Genomic DNA, 15,529 nt, shown 5'->3' with positions numbered 1-15,529 from the left:
CATGTATACGCCCGCAATCACAGGCACCGGTGTTTTCACGCCCGAGAACGTCATCACCAACGCCGAGCTTGTCGCCGCCTTCAACGCCTATGCCGACACGCAAAACGCCAAGAATGCCGACGCGATTGCAGCGGGTGAGATTGAACCGATACAGCATTCGTCCGTAGAATTCATCCTCAAGGCATCGGGTATCGAGAACCGATATGTGATGGATAAATCCGGTGTGCTGGACCCAAACGTGATGCATCCCCTGCTTCGCCAACGCGGCGATGACGAACCCGGCATCATGACCGAGATGGCCGTGGATGCCTGCAATAAAGCGCTGGCTCAGGCGGGTCGCAGTGCCGAAGATGTCGATCTGGTGATCTGCGCCGCGTCAAACCATGAACGCGCCTATCCTGCGATCGCGATCGAGATTCAGCAGGCGTTGGGCATTGACGGCTTTGGCTTCGACATGAACGTCGCCTGCTCCTCGGCCACGTTCGGTATTCAGGCAGCGGCGGATATGATCCGTTCGGGTTCGGTCCGGTCAGCGCTGGTGGTCAACCCCGAGATCTGTTCGGGTCACCTGGAATGGCGTGATCGCGATTGCCACTTTATCTTCGGCGATGTGGCCACGGCCACCTTGGTCGAGCGGATCGAAAACGCGACGGGCCCGCATTTCGAAATCCTCTCGACCCGCTGCGCCACATCCTTCTCGAACAACATCCGCAATAATAATGGCTTCCTGCGCCGCTCGCGCCCTGATGGGGTGATCGACCGGCGAGACATGCAATTCATGCAAAACGGCCGGAAAGTGTTCAAGGAAGTGCTGCCGATGGTCAGCAAACACATCTCGGATCACATGGAATCCGAAGGGGTTGGCAGCAGCGACCTGAAACGCCTGTGGCTGCATCAGGCCAACAAGACGATGAATGATTTCATTGGCAAAAAGGTACTGGGACGCGAACCCGAAGCGGGTGAACAGCCCAATATTCTGCAGGACTATGCTAACACATCCTCAGCCGGGTCGATCATCGCGTTTTCCAAGTATTCCGATGATCTGTCGGATGGAGATGTTGGTCTTATTTGTTCGTTCGGCGCTGGGTATTCGGTGGGATCGGTGATCGTGAAGCGGCACGGGTAACGGCCTGTATACAGAAGTCACATAAAAAAGAGTTCGCCTGTCCGCTTTGAGCCCAATTTGACCAATGCCGCAGGTTGCGTAAATGTCAGCTTTTAGGGTTTTTGATATTGGGACACTACTTCTCTTATTCGATCCAGAACTGTGTCGATTTCTTGTTGCGTTAGTTGGACTAGCTCCAACACTATCTCCGACTGGTGGGTTAAATGGTCCATGATCCAGATCGAAGGTTCACCGGCTTTCAAAGCTGCTGCCATTTGTGCCGCATCAGGAAATTCTGACGATTTGGCAATGCAGAGATGCGCTCGATCAAATGGCAGATTTGTAGGATCAGGATTCGCTTTGGCCGTGATACCTTCAATCGTGTTCGCTACTGAGACAAATCGGGCAACCTTTTCCTTTTGTTCTGACGACCAAGCCTCTTTGTTATGCTGTTGGCGAAGCTTCAAAGCAGTAAGGACACCGAGAAGAGCTTCCTTTGATGCCTTCATGCCGCGCCCTATTCCTTTTTCCTGTGCTCTGACTGCTGAAACCAGATCGGGCGTTCCAAGAACCAAACCTGATGTTGGGCCAGCTAAGTATTTTTGGCCGCTAATGAGAACCACGTCAGCTCCGGTATCCAGCAAGTCTTCAATTCGAAAATCCTGGGCCGCGCCATCAATCACCACTGGCAGATCATGTTCATGGGCCGCAGAGACTGCTTTTCGAAAATCCAGCATTTCGCCTCCAGTAAGTCTGGAGGAAACAAGCACTAAACAACACGCATCCAGTTTTGAACAAGCGTGAGCAAGGTCCTCAATGCCGCAAGCCGAATTGTCGCCCACAAGCTCCGGTTTCGCACCTGCAAGTCGGATAGCTTGCTCAATGGGATGACCGTAATTTACTGCGTGGTTTGCAGGCAAAATGACTCGGCTCTTGAGACCGCTTGCATCGGGAAGCTGTTTAATCGCGCCTGGGGAACTACCGGTCATAGAGGCCGCTACAGCCAATGTAATCGCAGCCGCAGTGCAATGTACGACAGTGGCCGCGCTCGCTTTGGTCATTTCGGCAATTTCTCGACCCACTGCATCATGGAGATCATCCATAATGAAGTGACGCCCTAAAGCATCGGAAACAGCTTCACAGACTTCTTTTGAGGATCGAGAAACACCAAGAGGTGTAAAAACACCTCTAGCATTGATCACTTCTGAGAGCGTGTTTTGCGTTCCAATCAGCATATGGCAATTCTAGACTAAGTATCTGCCAATGCATAGGAAGCTGACCTTCAAATCGCCGGCAGTAAAGTCCGGATTGTCCGCAAAGCAGACCTTTGAAGCCCGACTCTGCAGGTATTATTCGCGGGAAGGTTAACGATCAGACCTAGCTCACGCTTTCCTCTTCCAGATGCAGCTTCATCTCGATCAACACCTGTTGCAGCAGGCTGGTTTCCTTCAGCAGGCGTTTAGCCTCGTTCACGGTGATGATGCCGTCTTCGATGGCGGCCTGATATTCAGTCATCAGCATGGCGAACCGCTGGCTCAACGCGATCACGTCCGAATTCACCCCACCGGTGCGCGGGCTTTCGGTGTTGCGACCGTCATACGACAACGTGATGTTTTTCAGATCGGCCAGCGCCGAGGTCACATGCGGGTAGTTTGACACAGCCTCAAGCCGGGCCACGGCGTCCACGGGCATGAACCGGTCGGCGTGTTCGGCATTGTCTGAATAATACCGCCCCAGAGTCGCCTTGGATTTTCCGGTGATCTCACACGCGGATTCAATGCCGACGTCTTTGACCAACGCCTCTGTGTGCTTTTTCAGGTAGGCCCCGATATCTGCCATGTTTGTACCTTTGCTGCCTGTGCCCTCCACAACATCTGCCACTGTGGGGGAAAGGGACAGGAAATTTCCCATATTCGATTCATAGTTGAAATGTCATAAATTGGCTATCCCTCAGATATGCAGGGGTTTTGTGAGTGAGTGGCGGCCGTTCCGGCCGGTAAAGAGTGATTGCGGGGCGCAATTTAAGCCTCGTTTGGTATAGGCCGCATGTTGGCCGACGGCGTCGCTGTTGTAGGCGCGGGGGATCCATCCCCTTTGAGCGTACGCTCTGTCCCTGCAATGACAACGGCGACGTCGCTTCCTTAACTGGTTTTGATGCCTTGCCCAGGCAGGTCTTGCCAATTAGACCCGGGTGCATGGCAAAGCTCTACTTCAATTATTCCACCATGAACGCGGGTAAATCGACTGTGTTGCTGCAAGCCTCGCATAACTATCGTGAGCGGGGCATGGACACCTATTTGATGACCGCTGCCCTGGATGGGCGCGCTGGTGTCGGGAAAATTGCGTCGCGGATCGGGATTTCCGCAGACGCCGATACGTTCACAACCGAAGATGATGTCTTTGGCATGATCCGAGCGCGGCTGGATCAGGGTAATATCGCCTGCGTTTTTATAGATGAGGCGCAATTCCTGACGGAAGATCAGGTCTGGCAACTGGCCCGTGCGGTAGATGACCTAAACGTGCCGGTATTGGCTTATGGGTTGCGAGTGGATTTTCAGGGGCGTCTGTTTCCGGGCTCAGCAGCGCTGTTAGCTCTGGCTGATGAAATGCGTGAGGTGCGCACCATCTGCAAATGCGGGCGCAAGGCGACGATGGTGATTCGTCAGGATGAGAACGGCAACACCATCACCGAAGGTGCACAGGTGCAGATCGGCGGGAACGAGACCTATGTCTCGCTCTGCCGCAAACACTGGCGCGAGGCGGTCGGATCTTAGACCGGATTTGGCAGCGGCCGTCCCTCGACAAAGGCCGCCACGTTGTCCAGTGCCATATGGCCCATGTCGCTGCGCACTTCCTCGGTGGCTGTGCCAAGATGTGGTAACAGGGTCACGTTATCCATATCACGCAGCGCCTGCGGAACGGCGGGCTCGAATTCATACACGTCCAGCCCGGCGCCCGCGATCTGGCCGGACTGTAGGACGGCGATCAGGGCGGTCTCGTCAATGACCTCACCGCGGGCGATGTTAATCAGAATGCCTGATGGGTTCATTGCCTCTAACACCTGTGCGTTGATCAGGTGACGGGTTTCAGCCCCGCCAGGTACGGCAGTCACGAGGAAATCGACCGACGCCGCCAAAGACGACAGGTCGGAGATATATTCAGCAGGAAACTCTACTTCCTTCGGGCTGCGTGACTGATACGCCACCTGCATCGCGAACCCGAAATGACAGCGCCGGGCAATGGCCTGACCGATCCGGCCCATACCAACGATTCCGACGCGCTTGCCGGTAACGTGGTGGCCCAGCATCTGCGTTGGATGCCATCCTTGCCAGTTGCCCGCGCGGACCAGCCGTTCGCCTTCGCCCGCGCGGCGGGCCGTGGACAGCAAAAGCGTCATTGCAATATCGGCCGTCGCATCGGTGACCGCGCCCGGCGTGTTGGTGACGGCGACACCGGCGGTGCGCGCGGCGTCTACGTCGATATGGTTGTACCCGACTCCGAAATTGGCCAACAGCTTGCAGCGGGGGTTGGGGGCATCCGCGAAAATCTGGGCCGAAAACTGGTCACCCAATGTGGGCACGACCACATCGAAGTTCCTTAGTGCGCGTAGCATTTCCTCGGACGTCATGGGCAAGGTGTTGCTACGGATTTCCACATCGAACGCGCGGCGAGCGCGGGCCTCGACGGAGTCAGTCATTGGGCGGGCAATTAGCAGTTTCATCAGTGCATCCGCCCGCCGATAGGAACTTCGCCATCCGGGCCGATCAAGACCACTTCACCGTTTCCATCGGGCAAGCCTAGAACCAGAACTTCAGACATGAACCGACCGATCTGGCGCGGAGGGAAGTTCACGACGGCCATCACCTGTTTGCCCACCAGCGTCGAAGGATCGTAATGCGCGGTGACCTGAGCTGAAGTTTTGCGCTCACCAATCTCTTCCCCAAAATCGATCCACATCTTGATCGCAGGCTTACGGGCCTCTGGGTAAGGTTCGGCCCGGATCACCTCGCCCACGCGGATGTCGACCTTGAGAAATTCGTCGAATGTAATCTCACTCACGGGACAGCTCCTTAGATCGATCTGTCGCAGCTTTGACTGCACGGTGCAGCAGGTCGGGGAAACCTTCTTCCTCGTGCATCAGCACCTCAAGCGCGGCTTGGGTTGTGCCGTTAGGCGATGTGACATTGACGCGCAGTTGCGAAGGGTCTTCTTCGGCCGCCATGGCCAATGCCCCTGCCCCGGCCACAGTGGATTTGGCCAGCTTCATCGCCAGCTCATGTGGCAAGCCCTGTGCCTGACCAGCGGCGGCGAGCGTTTCAATCAGGTGAAAGACATAGGCCGGGCCTGACCCGCTGAGCCCGGTGACGGCGTCCATCTGCGCCTCATCTTCCAGCCGAACGGTCTCGCCGATGGCAGACAGCAGGTTTTCAGCCAATGCCACATCGGCGTCCGAAGCCTTCGCATTGCCGATAAGCGCCGTGATTCCCTGCCGGATTGCGGCTGGCGTGTTTGGCATGGCGCGCACGATCGGGGTGTCTTTGCCCAGAACGGCCTCGAACGTGGCAATCGATGTCCCCGCTGCGATCGAGACAAACAGGCTGTTACCTCCGCCCAACGCTTTGATCGCAGGCAGCGCCTCGCCCATCATCTGCGGCTTGACGGCCACTAGTACCACGGCGGGGGCCTCGGGCAGCGGGGTGTTGATGTTGACGCCCTGCGCCTTAAGCCAGTCCGAGGGGTTAGGATCAATTACCCAGACCGCTGACGCAGGAAGGCCATGCTCTAACCATCCGGCGAGCATGGCCGATCCCATCTTACCGCACCCCAGAAGAACCAGCCCCTGTTCGGCAACGCGTGACATGTCCATGATTGCCCCTCTCCTCATTCGGTTCGGGGCAAAGCTTTACGCGCGGCCGTAGGCCTCTGCAATGGCGACTTGTATCGCTTCTTCGGGGGTCCGATTGCCCCATGTGACCAACTGGATCGCCGGATAGTAGCGCTCGGCGCTCAGCACCGCGGCGCTGATCATCGTGTCGATCTGATCCGGGCTGGCCATCTGACCACCGGCCAGAACCAGACCATAGCGATAAACCATCAGCTTTTGATTGGCCCAGTACGTAAACGCCCCGGCCCAGCACTGATCATTCATCTTGTTCAGCAGTTCATACAGCTTGGCTTCGCGATCCGTTGGTGGCTCCATCTCGAACGAGCACACCATGCGCAGGGTTTCGTCATAGTTCGACCAGGCCAACGTGATCGAGTATGTGCGCCACTGCCCTTCGACGGCCATGGCAATCTGATCATCCCCGATCCGGTCAAAGTCCCAGTCGTGATGTTCAGCAATATGTTCAACAATATCGATCGGATGAAGGTCTTCTTCGAGAAACTGCTCGGAAAGGGCCATAATGCCACCTCACTAATCTCTAGCCTTTTAGGGGCTGGCAGCGCCCCAATGCTAGTTGCTTACTCTACAAGCCGGGGCCAACCCCGTCTGCCTGTACTAAATATGGTGCGATGCGAGATGGGTTCTGGCAACCCTATTTATTGGGGATAACAGCAATAAGTTGTGGACAGTCGGCAACGGCGATCAAAATATTGGCACGAATTGTAGCTTTGTCTTGATTAATCTCAGCAGGGCGGCATGATGCACAACACCGCACAACCCAAGCTCGGATTGCGCGGCGGATAGCTTTAGCCAAAAATCAGATTGTTGGGGTGTTACTTGTCCAGCTTTGCCTCAAGCGCGGCTATGCGGGACTCCAACGCTGCGTTTTCTTCACGCGCTTTTTGGGCCATCGCGCGAACGGCGTCGAATTCTTCGCGTGTGACGAAATCGCGGTCGGCCAGCCAGCGGTCGATCATCGACTTCATCGCATTCTCAGCCTCTTCCCGTGCGCCCTGGGCCACGCCCATTGCGTTGGTCATCAGTTGGGAAACATCATCGAGGATCTTGTTGCGGGTTTGCATGGCTCTACTCCGAAATCGCGGTTGGTCTCTATATGGGGAATGATTACTCCGGGCTCAAGGTTGACTTGCCCTGCAAACCCCGGGCAATGAGACGCACATGCAGGCTGTTCTGAATTTCCCCGATCTGTCGCCCGAGTTGTTCTCGATCTCATTGTTTGGGATGGAGTTCGCCCTGCGGTGGTACGCGCTGGCTTATATCGTTGGCATTCTTATTGCTTGGCGGATGGGCATTGCGGCGCTGCGGCGCCCGGCTCTGTGGCCCGACAAGACGCCCCCGATGAAGCCCGAACAGCTTGAAGATCTGATTACCTGGATCATCCTCGGTGTGATTCTAGGTGGGCGCCTGGGATTCGTGCTGTTCTACCAGCCCGCCTATTACCTTTCGAACCCGCTGGAGATTCTCAAGGTCTGGCAGGGTGGCATGGCGTTCCATGGCGGGCTGTTGGGGGTAGTAATCGCCTCTTATCTTTATGCGCGACGCCACCAAATTCCGGTTCTGTCCATGGCCGACCTGATCGCCCATACAGTGCCGCCAGGACTATTGCTCGGGCGGTTGGCGAATTTCACCAACGCCGAGTTGTGGGGGCGCCCCAGCGAATTGCCATGGGCCGTGATCTTTCCCGGCGGGGCAGCTCAGGATTGCCCCGGTGTCGTCGCCGGGATGTGCGCGCGGCACCCCTCACAGCTTTACGAGGCGGCGTTAGAGGGACTGTTTCTGGGTGCCCTGCTGCTGTGGCTCGCCTATCGGCGTGGCGCGTTTCACAGGCCGGGCCTGGTCATGGGGGTCTTTCTGGCCGGCTATGGTGCCTCTCGATTCATTGTCGAATTCTTCCGTCAGCCCGACGCGCAGTTTATTTCGGCCGGGAATCCGCTGGGTCTGGCCTGGCACGTGGGCGGCTATGGTCTGACGATGGGCCAATTGCTGTCACTGCCGATGATTGCCCTTGGCTTGTGGTTCGCCCTGCGTGCAAGATCGAAGGCATGAGCCTGCAAGATCATCTGCTGGCGCGTATTGCGCAGGACGGCCCGATAAGTGTTGCCGATTACATGGTCGAATGCCTGCTGCACCCGACATACGGTTATTACACCACCCGAGACCCTCTGGGCGCACAAGGCGATTTCATCACTGCCCCCGAGATTAGCCAGATGTTCGGAGAATTGATTGGCCTGTCCCTGGCCCAAAGCTGGTTGGATCAGGGCCACGTCGAACATTTTGTGCTGGCTGAGCTTGGACCAGGGCGTGGCACATTGATGGCCGACATGCTGCGCGCCACGTCCCGCGTGCCGGGCTTCAATGAGGCCGCCGAGGTCGTGCTGCTTGAAGCCTCGCCTGCTCTACGTGACGTACAAGCGCAGACTTTGAAGGATCATAACCCGCGCTGGATCGACTCGGTCGCCGAGCTGCCCGAAGAGCCGTTGTTTCTGATCGCGAACGAGTTCTTCGACGCCCTGCCAATACGACAGTTCCTGCGCGACCGCGATGGCTGGCGCGAGCGGTTGATTGGCCGCGATGGCACCGCGTTAACTTGGGGATTGGGTCCACATGCAGATCAGATCGCCCTCAAGAATCGACTGAACGACACTGCTGATGGTGACCTGGTCGAACTGTGCGCCGCTGCCATTCCCATCATTACCGTGGTTGCTGGGCGGATTGGCACCCATGGCGGCGCAGGGTTGATTGTGGATTATGGCGACTGGCATTCGCTTGGCGACACGTTTCAGGCACTGCAGGCACATGAACGCGCTGATCCTTTGGCCCAACCCGGTCAGGCTGATCTTACGGCACATGTGGATTTCGAACCACTGGCACTGGCGACCCGCGCCGCTGGATGCGCCCATTCGCGCCTGACACCACAGGGTGTATTTCTGGAGCGCTTGGGAATTGCCACCCGCGCACAAGCCCTTGCCGCGCCCCTCGGCGGGTCTGAGCTTGAAGCGATAATTGCCGCACATCGCCGGTTGACGCACCCCGATGAAATGGGAAACCTGTTCAAAGTGCTGGGCCTCTACCCCACCCCTTCCGCACCACCTCCGGGATTGGAGCCATGACCTTGGAAATTCTGACCTCTGATTTATTGGCCCCTGTGCGCCACGGTTTTTTCAGCCGACGCGGCGGTGCGTCATCGGGTATTTTTTCGGGCCTCAACTGCGGCTATGGCTCCTCCGATCAGACCGAAGCGGTCACGGTAAATCGCAAGCGCGTGGCGCAGGCGATGGACGTCACGCCCGAAGCCCTGGTGGGCATTCATCAGGTCCACTCTCCCACCGTTCTGACTGTCGACGCCCCGATCAACGGTGACAAACCAAAAGCCGACGCGGTGGTCACAGCAACCCCTGATCTGGCCCTGACGATTCTCACCGCCGACTGCCAGCCGGTCCTATTTGCCGATTCTGACGCGAACGTGATCGGAGCTGCGCATGCCGGATGGCGCGGCGCTTTGGATGGGGTGCTTGAGGCAACGTTGGACGCAATGGAGGCGCTTGGCGCCAAGCGGGAAAACACCGTGGCGGTAATCGGCCCCTCGATCTCGCAGGCGGCATATGAGGTCGGGCCGGAATTTCTGGATGAATTCGTCGCGGATTCTCCGAAAAACCTGCAGTTTTTTGCGAATGGAACGGGCGACCGACTGCAGTTCGACTTGCCTGCTTTTGGCCTTCACAGGCTGCGTCAGGCGGGGGTCGGACAGGCCGAATGGACACGCCATTGCACCTATTCTGACCCCGACAGATTCTACTCGTACCGCCGGTCAACCCACGCGAAAGAGGCTGATTACGGTCGCCTCATTTCTGCCATAAAACTTTAAGACTGGGTCCGAATTGCGGCGAAATCGCCGCTTTTTCGCCACAATTTTCCTATCTATTCGTGTCTCGACAATTTGATAATTATTGTCCGCTCTCAAGTGTTTATCTGCCGATTCTCCAGTGGAGCGCGACGCGATCAGAAAAGAGGAAATGCAAGACTTCATTTGTCCTGAATTCAATCCGGATCAGCCTTATCGCCGCCGTAATAAGCGGGCAGACTTAAGTGTCAGAGGAAAACGGGGCGTCAGTTCCCAAGCGAGCAGGACACAAAAATGAAGACGAGATCACGCTTTCTAAGCGCCGTACTTGTGGCCACCAGAGAGCAAAAACTGGAGATGCCGTGGAAACGGGTTTCCAGCAATTCGGTCAGAGTTGCGCGCCGCCTGGCGGCCCGACGCTGACGATGACTTTCCCGCGAACCAAGCTGCCGGTTCTGGGGAATAAGACGCACAACGGAGGGGTGCTCCGATCCGGTGTGCGGCCTGCCGCCAATATTTGCGCGGCTCAATACCGGGGCGTGTGTGCGCTGGCAATTTCGCCTGCGTTTGTATGAGTTTGTCTGGGGGGTCATTGTGCTGACCAAAAATGTAGGAACTTCCTTCGCAAAAAGCGATCTGCGTTTCTGTCGCCTTGCGTGTCGCCGCTTTCTTCCAAGACATGGAAATAACCGATCAGGCTGGCCTGTACGGGGGTCTTGCCTGCCTGCGCGGTTTTTAGAGGGGACGGAATTGTAATGGCTATTCCAAATTCTTTATCACGCGCCGCCAGAAATGCTGTTGAAACCTCAGCATTGCTGCGCGAGGCGCCAAGACCGACCACACAACACAAGGCGCAGCTGCGGCGCTATGAGGTCAGTACGCTGATGAAAAACGGCGATGTGGTCCAGACTCGTCACATCGCACCTGCCCTGCCAATGTTCGAGGACGCGTTCTGCGCATTTACGCGTGGGGCGTTGGTTGAAACGGAATTTGGCCCGATGGCAATCGAAGATCTGCTGCCAGGTGATACAGTCCTGACGCAAGATGGTGTATCCGAAACAGTGTTGTGGAAAGGGTCAGTCACGCTGATACCCGGGCGTGTGGATTCGCGGGGGCGGACACGTCCACTGACACGGATTATGGCCGACACGTTCGGGATGCAAAAACCGATGTCCGGTGTGATCGCTGGCCCTGCTGCGCGAATCGTGGGCACGCCCGCGCATTTGCGTCATCTGCACGGAGACGAACAGGTGCTAACGCCGGTCCACGAATTTCAGGATGGTATGGGTGTCATTGAAACCCTGCCACCAACGCCGGTCGAACTGTTTCACATTTGCCTGAAACGGCACTCGGTCATTCGGGTCGATGGTCTGCAATTCGAATCCTATCACCCTGGCACCAATGCAATTCGCCGGGTCAGCCGGTCGCTAAGATCGGTCTATCTGAACCTGTTCTCGCATGTCGAATCACTCAATGATTTCGGCCCGCTGGTCATGCCGCGCGCGGGGGATGGTGAGGTGGACGCAATTTCCGCCTAGTTTAAAACGAGTTCTGCAATGTGGGGGCATTATGCAGTTATTAGTCAGTTGGATGGTCTCTATGTCGGTGGCAGCCTTCCTGCCACAGATGAAACCGCATCCGAAACATCGGGAATTCAGGCCGTTCGGTTCATGCGTTCCTCGAGAACGTCGAATGGCACGCCTGGTTCGTCTTTTGCGCCGCGAATAACGAGCGATGTCTTGACGCTGGCCACATTCGGCGTGGTCAGCAGCTTGCCGGTCAGAAACTGCTGAAAACTGCTTAGGTCAGGCGCAACGCATTTCAGAATGAAATCAACTTCGCCGTTCAGCATGTGGCATTCCCGAACCAAAGGCCATTCGCGGCAGCGTTCCTCGAATGCGGTCAACTCGGCTTCGGCCTGACTCTCCAGACCGACCATGGCAAAGACCTGAACCTCAAACCCCAGCTCGCGTGAATTTACATCGGCATGGTAGCCGCGGATCAGGCCTGATTCTTCAAGGGTGCGTACGCGCCGCAGGCAAGGTGGGGCGGAAATTCCCACACGTTTTGCCAATTCGACATTGGTCATGCGACCGTCTGCCTGCAATTCCGCCAGAATCTTGCGGTCAATCTCGTCCAGCCGTATCGCGACCATCAAATACTCCTGAATTTTTCGGTTGTTATATCAGCACCCGGCAGATGCGCAATAATCTTTCGTGAATGCGCAATATTGTTTATTTTCAATGTTCTTATTCAACCGTCATCTACCTAGCGTCTGACAGGCGTAAATCAGGAAGGGGCTTTAAGCGCGGCACAGGGGTCGCTATATCCATCCGCCAGGGGCCACGCGCCCAAATTAGGCAGATCGAGTTGGGGGTACCATGAGCGAGACACGTCACACCAAGGTTCTGATCATCGGATCGGGACCGGCCGGTTACACTGCGGGCGTATACGCAAGCCGCGCGATGCTTGAACCGATCCTGGTTCAGGGAATCGAGCCCGGCGGTCAGTTGACAACAACCACCGACGTCGAAAATTACCCCGGTTTCACCGAAGTTCAGGGGCCTGATCTGATGATCAAAATGCAAGAACATGCCCAGGCGATGGGTTGTGAGGTCATCGGCGATATCATCAGTGATCTAGACATCAGCAAACGCCCCTTCACCGCAAAAGGCGACAGCGGCAATATTTATACTGCGGACGCGGTCATTCTGGCCACCGGTGCGCGCGCTAAATGGCTGGGCCTGCCATCGGAAGACAAGTTCAAGGGTTTTGGTGTTTCGGCCTGTGCGACTTGCGACGGCTTTTTCTATCGCGGACAGGAAATCGTGGTCATCGGTGGCGGCAACACCGCTGTGGAAGAAGCGCTGTTCCTGACCAATTTCGCCAGCAAGGTTACTCTGATTCACCGCCGAGACGAACTGCGGGCCGAGAAAATTCTGCAGGATCGTTTGCTGAAACACGAAAAGATCGAGCCGATGTGGTTCCACGAGTTGGAAGAAGTGATCGGCACCGATTCCCCACTGGGCGTCGAAGGTGTGCGCGTCAAGAACGTCAAAACCGGTGAGATCACCGAGGTTCCCTGTAAAGGCGTCTTTGTCGCCATTGGTCACGCGCCAGCAAATGAGCTGGTCAAAGACTCGCTGGAAACCCATATGGGTGGGTATGTGGTGACCAAGCCGGGCTCGACCGAAACCTCGGTGCCGGGTGTGTTCGCGGCAGGCGATCTGACCGACCACATCTATCGTCAGGCCGTCACGAGCGCCGGTATGGGCTGTATGGCCGCGCTGGATGCCGAGCGGTTCCTGGCGGAACAGGACTAGGCTAATGCTGGAGTTCTCCGGCCCGGTCTGGAGAATTCTGTTTCTCTCCCAAAGTGACGGCCCTTTGGCCCCTGCCTGGGCGCCCGAGGGGCGTTTTCATCATTCAGGGCAGATTGCTCTCTATGCCTCTCTCAGCGCCGAAGGTGCAGGGGTCGCCATTCGTCGGTATGTCTCGCCTGACGATCCGCCGCGGATATTGCAAAGAGGCCAAGTTACTGGTGCAAGACTGGTCGATCTGAGGGGCCAGTCCGATGCGTCGATTATCTGGCAGGATATCCATGAAGAACGGGGCGTTTCACCGACATGGCGCTTCTCTGATCACGCCCGCGATATGGGTGCTGACGGGTTAATCTACAGCTCTCGGTCCCGACCGGAGCTAAGCCATATTGTGCTGTTTACTCTTTCGCCAACGATTATTTTCGCTGAATCCCAAGCAACCCCGTGGACACCGCCATTTACGTAACCATAACTTGACCCACTCGCGTCGCCGTACCAGACTCAGGAACACGCGCGGCGAATACAGGTGGCTTGATTGAAAAGCGTTTTATGGCAAGGCGGGTGGACAACCCGGCTTAGGATCATCAGCGGTCTTACCCTGTTCGCCTTTGCCTTCTTTCATTTCATCAATATCGGGTTGGGGCTGTTCCATACCGATTACCTGCACGGCATGCAGGATGGGCGCCACGCAGTTACCCGGCACAGTCTGGGCAGCGTGATCTTGTATCTGGCACTGTTCGTCCACCTTGGCCTTGCGCTTTATTCCATTAGCCAACGCCGAACGCTACGCATGCCCTTCAGCACGGCCTTGCAGGTCATTCTGGGGCTTTTGATCCCGCTGCAACTGATCTCGCATATCGTGCAGACGCGCTATGCCCACGAAATCTATAACGTCAATGACGAGATGGGATACATCATCATTCTGATGTGGCCCAACTCGGCGATCTGGATGCAAAGCCTGCTGTTGCTGGTGGTTTGGGTCCACAGTTGCATTGGGCTGCACATGTGGCTGCGACTGACCCGCTGGTGGTCCAGATGGGTGCCTTACCTGATCGGTCTGGCGGTATTTGTGCCCAGCTTTGCGCTGGCTGGGTTGCTTACCGAAGGGCGCCGCATCTGGGCGGATTTTGCCGATCCGTTCCTGCGCGATCAATATATCGAACATTACAACTGGCCCACGCCCGAGGCCTTTCAGGTCATGTTCAGTGTCAAAGACAATGCGTTAATGGCCTTCTGGATCGCCTTGGGGGCCTCGCTGGCGGTATATGCTATCCGCAAACTGTGGCGCCGCAGGCACTCGGTCCGGGTCAAGTATGTCGATGGCCCCGAGGTCGTGGCCGAAAAGGGCATGACCCTGCTTGAGATTTCGCAGGCCAATGGCATTCCGCACACGGCCCTTTGCGGGGGCAAGGGGCGTTGCACCACCTGTCGCGTGATCATTGAGGATGGCGCGGATCAACTGCCCACCCCGGATGAGGTTGAAACCCGCAGCCTTGCCGCCGTCAGCGCCCCGATTGGCGCAAGGCTGGCCTGTCAGATACGGCCAACCGCCCCCCTCACTGCGTTTCGGATGTTCCGCTCTGATGGCAAGCGCGGACGAGCCCATGCCAGCCAAGGGCAGGAACGCAAGCTGGCGGTTCTGTTTCTCGATATGCGCGGGTTCACATCGCGGACCACGGGCCAGTTGCCCTATGACATCGTATTCCTGCTGAACCGTTTCTTTGATGCCATCGTCCCGGCAATCACGGCGGATGGCGGGGTGGTCGACAAATACATGGGCGACGGCTTGCTGGCCGTGTTCGAAACCCCGAATGCCAAAGACTCGGCCCGTGCCGGACTGAAGGCCGCCGCCGATGTCAGCCGCGCGCTTGAGTATTTCAATCAACAGCTTCAAGCCGAAGGCAGCCCCCGGATACGCATCGGAATGGGTCTGCATCTGGGCGATCTGGTACTAGGTGAAATCGGCGCTGCAGGCAGTTCTGCGCGCACCATTGTCGGCGACGCGGTTAATGTGGCCAGTCGTCTTGAAGGCCAGACCAAGGCGCTTGGGGCGGAACTACTGGTCTCGGCCGAATTACTGCAGGCGGCTGGGTATGACGGCGATCTGTCCGGACTGCAATCGTTTGAGCTGCGCGGCGTGACACAACCGGTTTCCGCGCTGCCGGTGACGCGCGCTGCGGACCTTATGACGGACAAGGCCGCCTAGGAACGGATGTACTGAATTCACACGACAGGCGCGTGTCAGCGGGATACAAGTCGGGAAAAGCTGCGTCAGGCGAAAAATCCTTCCATTCCGGACAAAAACCGCGCATATCGTCCTTAATTTCGTGAATGTATATGGACTTCGCCCAGCAGCC

Annotated in this window: 18 protein-coding genes; 10 read left to right on the top strand and 8 right to left on the bottom strand. The window is 57.0% G+C overall.

What is annotated here, in order from left to right; all coding sequences use genetic code 11:
- Nucleotide 1: 1 nt before the first annotated feature.
- A complete protein-coding gene (locus tag ACR3EP_RS00655) occupies nt 2–1,126 on the top strand; it encodes a beta-ketoacyl-ACP synthase III (protein WP_170374283.1) in 1,125 nt (374 codons plus the stop codon).
- A gap of 92 nt (nt 1,127–1,218) precedes the next feature.
- Here ACR3EP_RS00655 and ACR3EP_RS00650 read toward each other — a convergent pair whose 3' ends face one another.
- Together ACR3EP_RS00650 and ACR3EP_RS00645 are read right to left on the bottom strand one after the other, a co-directional pair.
- Nucleotides 1,219–2,340 carry a PLP-dependent transferase gene (locus tag ACR3EP_RS00650; RefSeq protein ID WP_480635829.1) on the bottom strand — a complete coding sequence of 374 codons (1,122 nt, stop codon included), beginning with the start codon at nt 2,338–2,340 and terminating at the stop codon, nt 1,219–1,221.
- A 142-nt stretch (nt 2,341–2,482) separates the two neighbouring features.
- Entirely contained in the window at nt 2,483–2,944 is a 462-nt protein-coding gene (locus ACR3EP_RS00645; protein WP_170347863.1) for a hypothetical protein, read from the bottom strand.
- A 356-nt stretch (nt 2,945–3,300) separates the two neighbouring features.
- Here ACR3EP_RS00645 and ACR3EP_RS00640 point away from each other — a divergent pair, with 356 nt between their 5' ends.
- Nucleotides 3,301–3,879: a thymidine kinase gene (locus tag ACR3EP_RS00640; RefSeq protein WP_480635827.1), complete on the top strand. Its 579-nt coding sequence runs from the start codon at nt 3,301–3,303 to the stop codon at nt 3,877–3,879.
- On the opposite strand, the gene ACR3EP_RS00635 is transcribed toward ACR3EP_RS00640, so the two are convergent.
- The 5 genes from ACR3EP_RS00635 to ACR3EP_RS00615 all read right to left on the bottom strand — a co-directional run bounded on the left by ACR3EP_RS00635 (nt 3,876) and on the right by ACR3EP_RS00615 (nt 7,072).
- Entirely contained in the window at nt 3,876–4,826 is a 951-nt protein-coding gene (locus ACR3EP_RS00635) for a 2-hydroxyacid dehydrogenase (RefSeq protein WP_480635826.1), read from the bottom strand. The genes ACR3EP_RS00640 and ACR3EP_RS00635 overlap by 4 nt on opposite strands.
- The gene (locus ACR3EP_RS00630) at nt 4,826–5,164 is read right to left on the bottom strand and encodes a tRNA-binding protein (RefSeq protein ID WP_480635824.1); all 339 of its coding nucleotides are present in this window, start codon (nt 5,162–5,164) and stop codon (nt 4,826–4,828) included. The genes ACR3EP_RS00635 and ACR3EP_RS00630 overlap by 1 nt, the downstream gene beginning before the upstream one ends.
- Entirely contained in the window at nt 5,157–5,972 is an 816-nt protein-coding gene (gene proC / locus ACR3EP_RS00625) for a pyrroline-5-carboxylate reductase (protein ID WP_170374273.1), read from the bottom strand. The genes ACR3EP_RS00630 and proC overlap by 8 nt, the downstream gene beginning before the upstream one ends.
- A gap of 36 nt (nt 5,973–6,008) precedes the next feature.
- Nucleotides 6,009–6,509, bottom strand: a complete 501-nt coding sequence (locus ACR3EP_RS00620) for a type III secretion system chaperone family protein (RefSeq protein ID WP_170347858.1) — start codon at nt 6,507–6,509, stop codon at nt 6,009–6,011.
- A gap of 314 nt (nt 6,510–6,823) precedes the next feature.
- A complete protein-coding gene (locus tag ACR3EP_RS00615) occupies nt 6,824–7,072 on the bottom strand; it encodes an accessory factor UbiK family protein (RefSeq protein WP_037308471.1) in 249 nt (82 codons plus the stop codon).
- A gap of 97 nt (nt 7,073–7,169) precedes the next feature.
- Here ACR3EP_RS00615 and lgt point away from each other — a divergent pair, with 97 nt between their 5' ends.
- The 5 genes from lgt (at nt 7,170) to ACR3EP_RS00590 (ending at nt 11,390) form a co-directional block, all read left to right on the top strand.
- Nucleotides 7,170–8,057, top strand: a complete 888-nt coding sequence (gene lgt, locus ACR3EP_RS00610; RefSeq protein ID WP_480635821.1) for a prolipoprotein diacylglyceryl transferase — start codon at nt 7,170–7,172, stop codon at nt 8,055–8,057.
- Nucleotides 8,054–9,121: a class I SAM-dependent methyltransferase gene (locus tag ACR3EP_RS00605; RefSeq protein ID WP_480635819.1), complete on the top strand. Its 1,068-nt coding sequence runs from the start codon at nt 8,054–8,056 to the stop codon at nt 9,119–9,121. Before lgt ends, ACR3EP_RS00605 begins: the two co-directional genes overlap by 4 nt.
- The gene (pgeF, locus tag ACR3EP_RS00600; RefSeq protein ID WP_170347855.1) at nt 9,118–9,876 is read left to right on the top strand and encodes a peptidoglycan editing factor PgeF; all 759 of its coding nucleotides are present in this window, start codon (nt 9,118–9,120) and stop codon (nt 9,874–9,876) included. Before ACR3EP_RS00605 ends, pgeF begins: the two co-directional genes overlap by 4 nt.
- A 270-nt stretch (nt 9,877–10,146) precedes the next feature.
- Nucleotides 10,147–10,275: a hypothetical protein gene (locus ACR3EP_RS00595; protein WP_302476795.1), complete on the top strand. Its 129-nt coding sequence runs from the start codon at nt 10,147–10,149 to the stop codon at nt 10,273–10,275.
- Nucleotides 10,276–10,607: 332 nt separating this feature from the next.
- A complete protein-coding gene (locus ACR3EP_RS00590; RefSeq protein ID WP_480635817.1) occupies nt 10,608–11,390 on the top strand; it encodes a Hint domain-containing protein in 783 nt (260 codons plus the stop codon).
- 116 nt (nt 11,391–11,506) lie between these two features.
- Here the strand turns inward: ACR3EP_RS00590 and ACR3EP_RS00585 are convergent, their stop codons facing one another.
- A complete protein-coding gene (locus ACR3EP_RS00585) occupies nt 11,507–12,007 on the bottom strand; it encodes an Lrp/AsnC family transcriptional regulator (protein WP_170374263.1) in 501 nt (166 codons plus the stop codon).
- A gap of 226 nt (nt 12,008–12,233) precedes the next feature.
- Between ACR3EP_RS00585 and trxB the strand changes: the two genes are divergently transcribed.
- The 3 genes from trxB to ACR3EP_RS00570 all read left to right on the top strand — a co-directional run bounded on the left by trxB (nt 12,234) and on the right by ACR3EP_RS00570 (nt 15,378).
- Nucleotides 12,234–13,175 carry a thioredoxin-disulfide reductase gene (gene trxB / locus ACR3EP_RS00580; protein WP_170547954.1) on the top strand — a complete coding sequence of 314 codons (942 nt, stop codon included), beginning with the start codon at nt 12,234–12,236 and terminating at the stop codon, nt 13,173–13,175.
- 4 nt (nt 13,176–13,179) lie between these two features.
- Nucleotides 13,180–13,638, top strand: a complete 459-nt coding sequence (locus ACR3EP_RS00575; protein ID WP_480635815.1) for an RES family NAD+ phosphorylase — start codon at nt 13,180–13,182, stop codon at nt 13,636–13,638.
- Nucleotides 13,639–13,707: 69 nt separating this feature from the next.
- Nucleotides 13,708–15,378, top strand: coding sequence for an adenylate/guanylate cyclase domain-containing protein (locus tag ACR3EP_RS00570; RefSeq protein ID WP_170360523.1), 1,671 nt, complete (start codon nt 13,708–13,710; stop codon nt 15,376–15,378).
- The last annotated feature ends 151 nt before the right edge of the window (nt 15,379–15,529 follow it).

The organism is Ruegeria sp. BB10 (assembly GCF_056535725.1).
The sequence above is the reverse complement of the archived record's forward strand: the minus strand, read 5'-3'. Positions and strand labels throughout refer to the sequence as shown.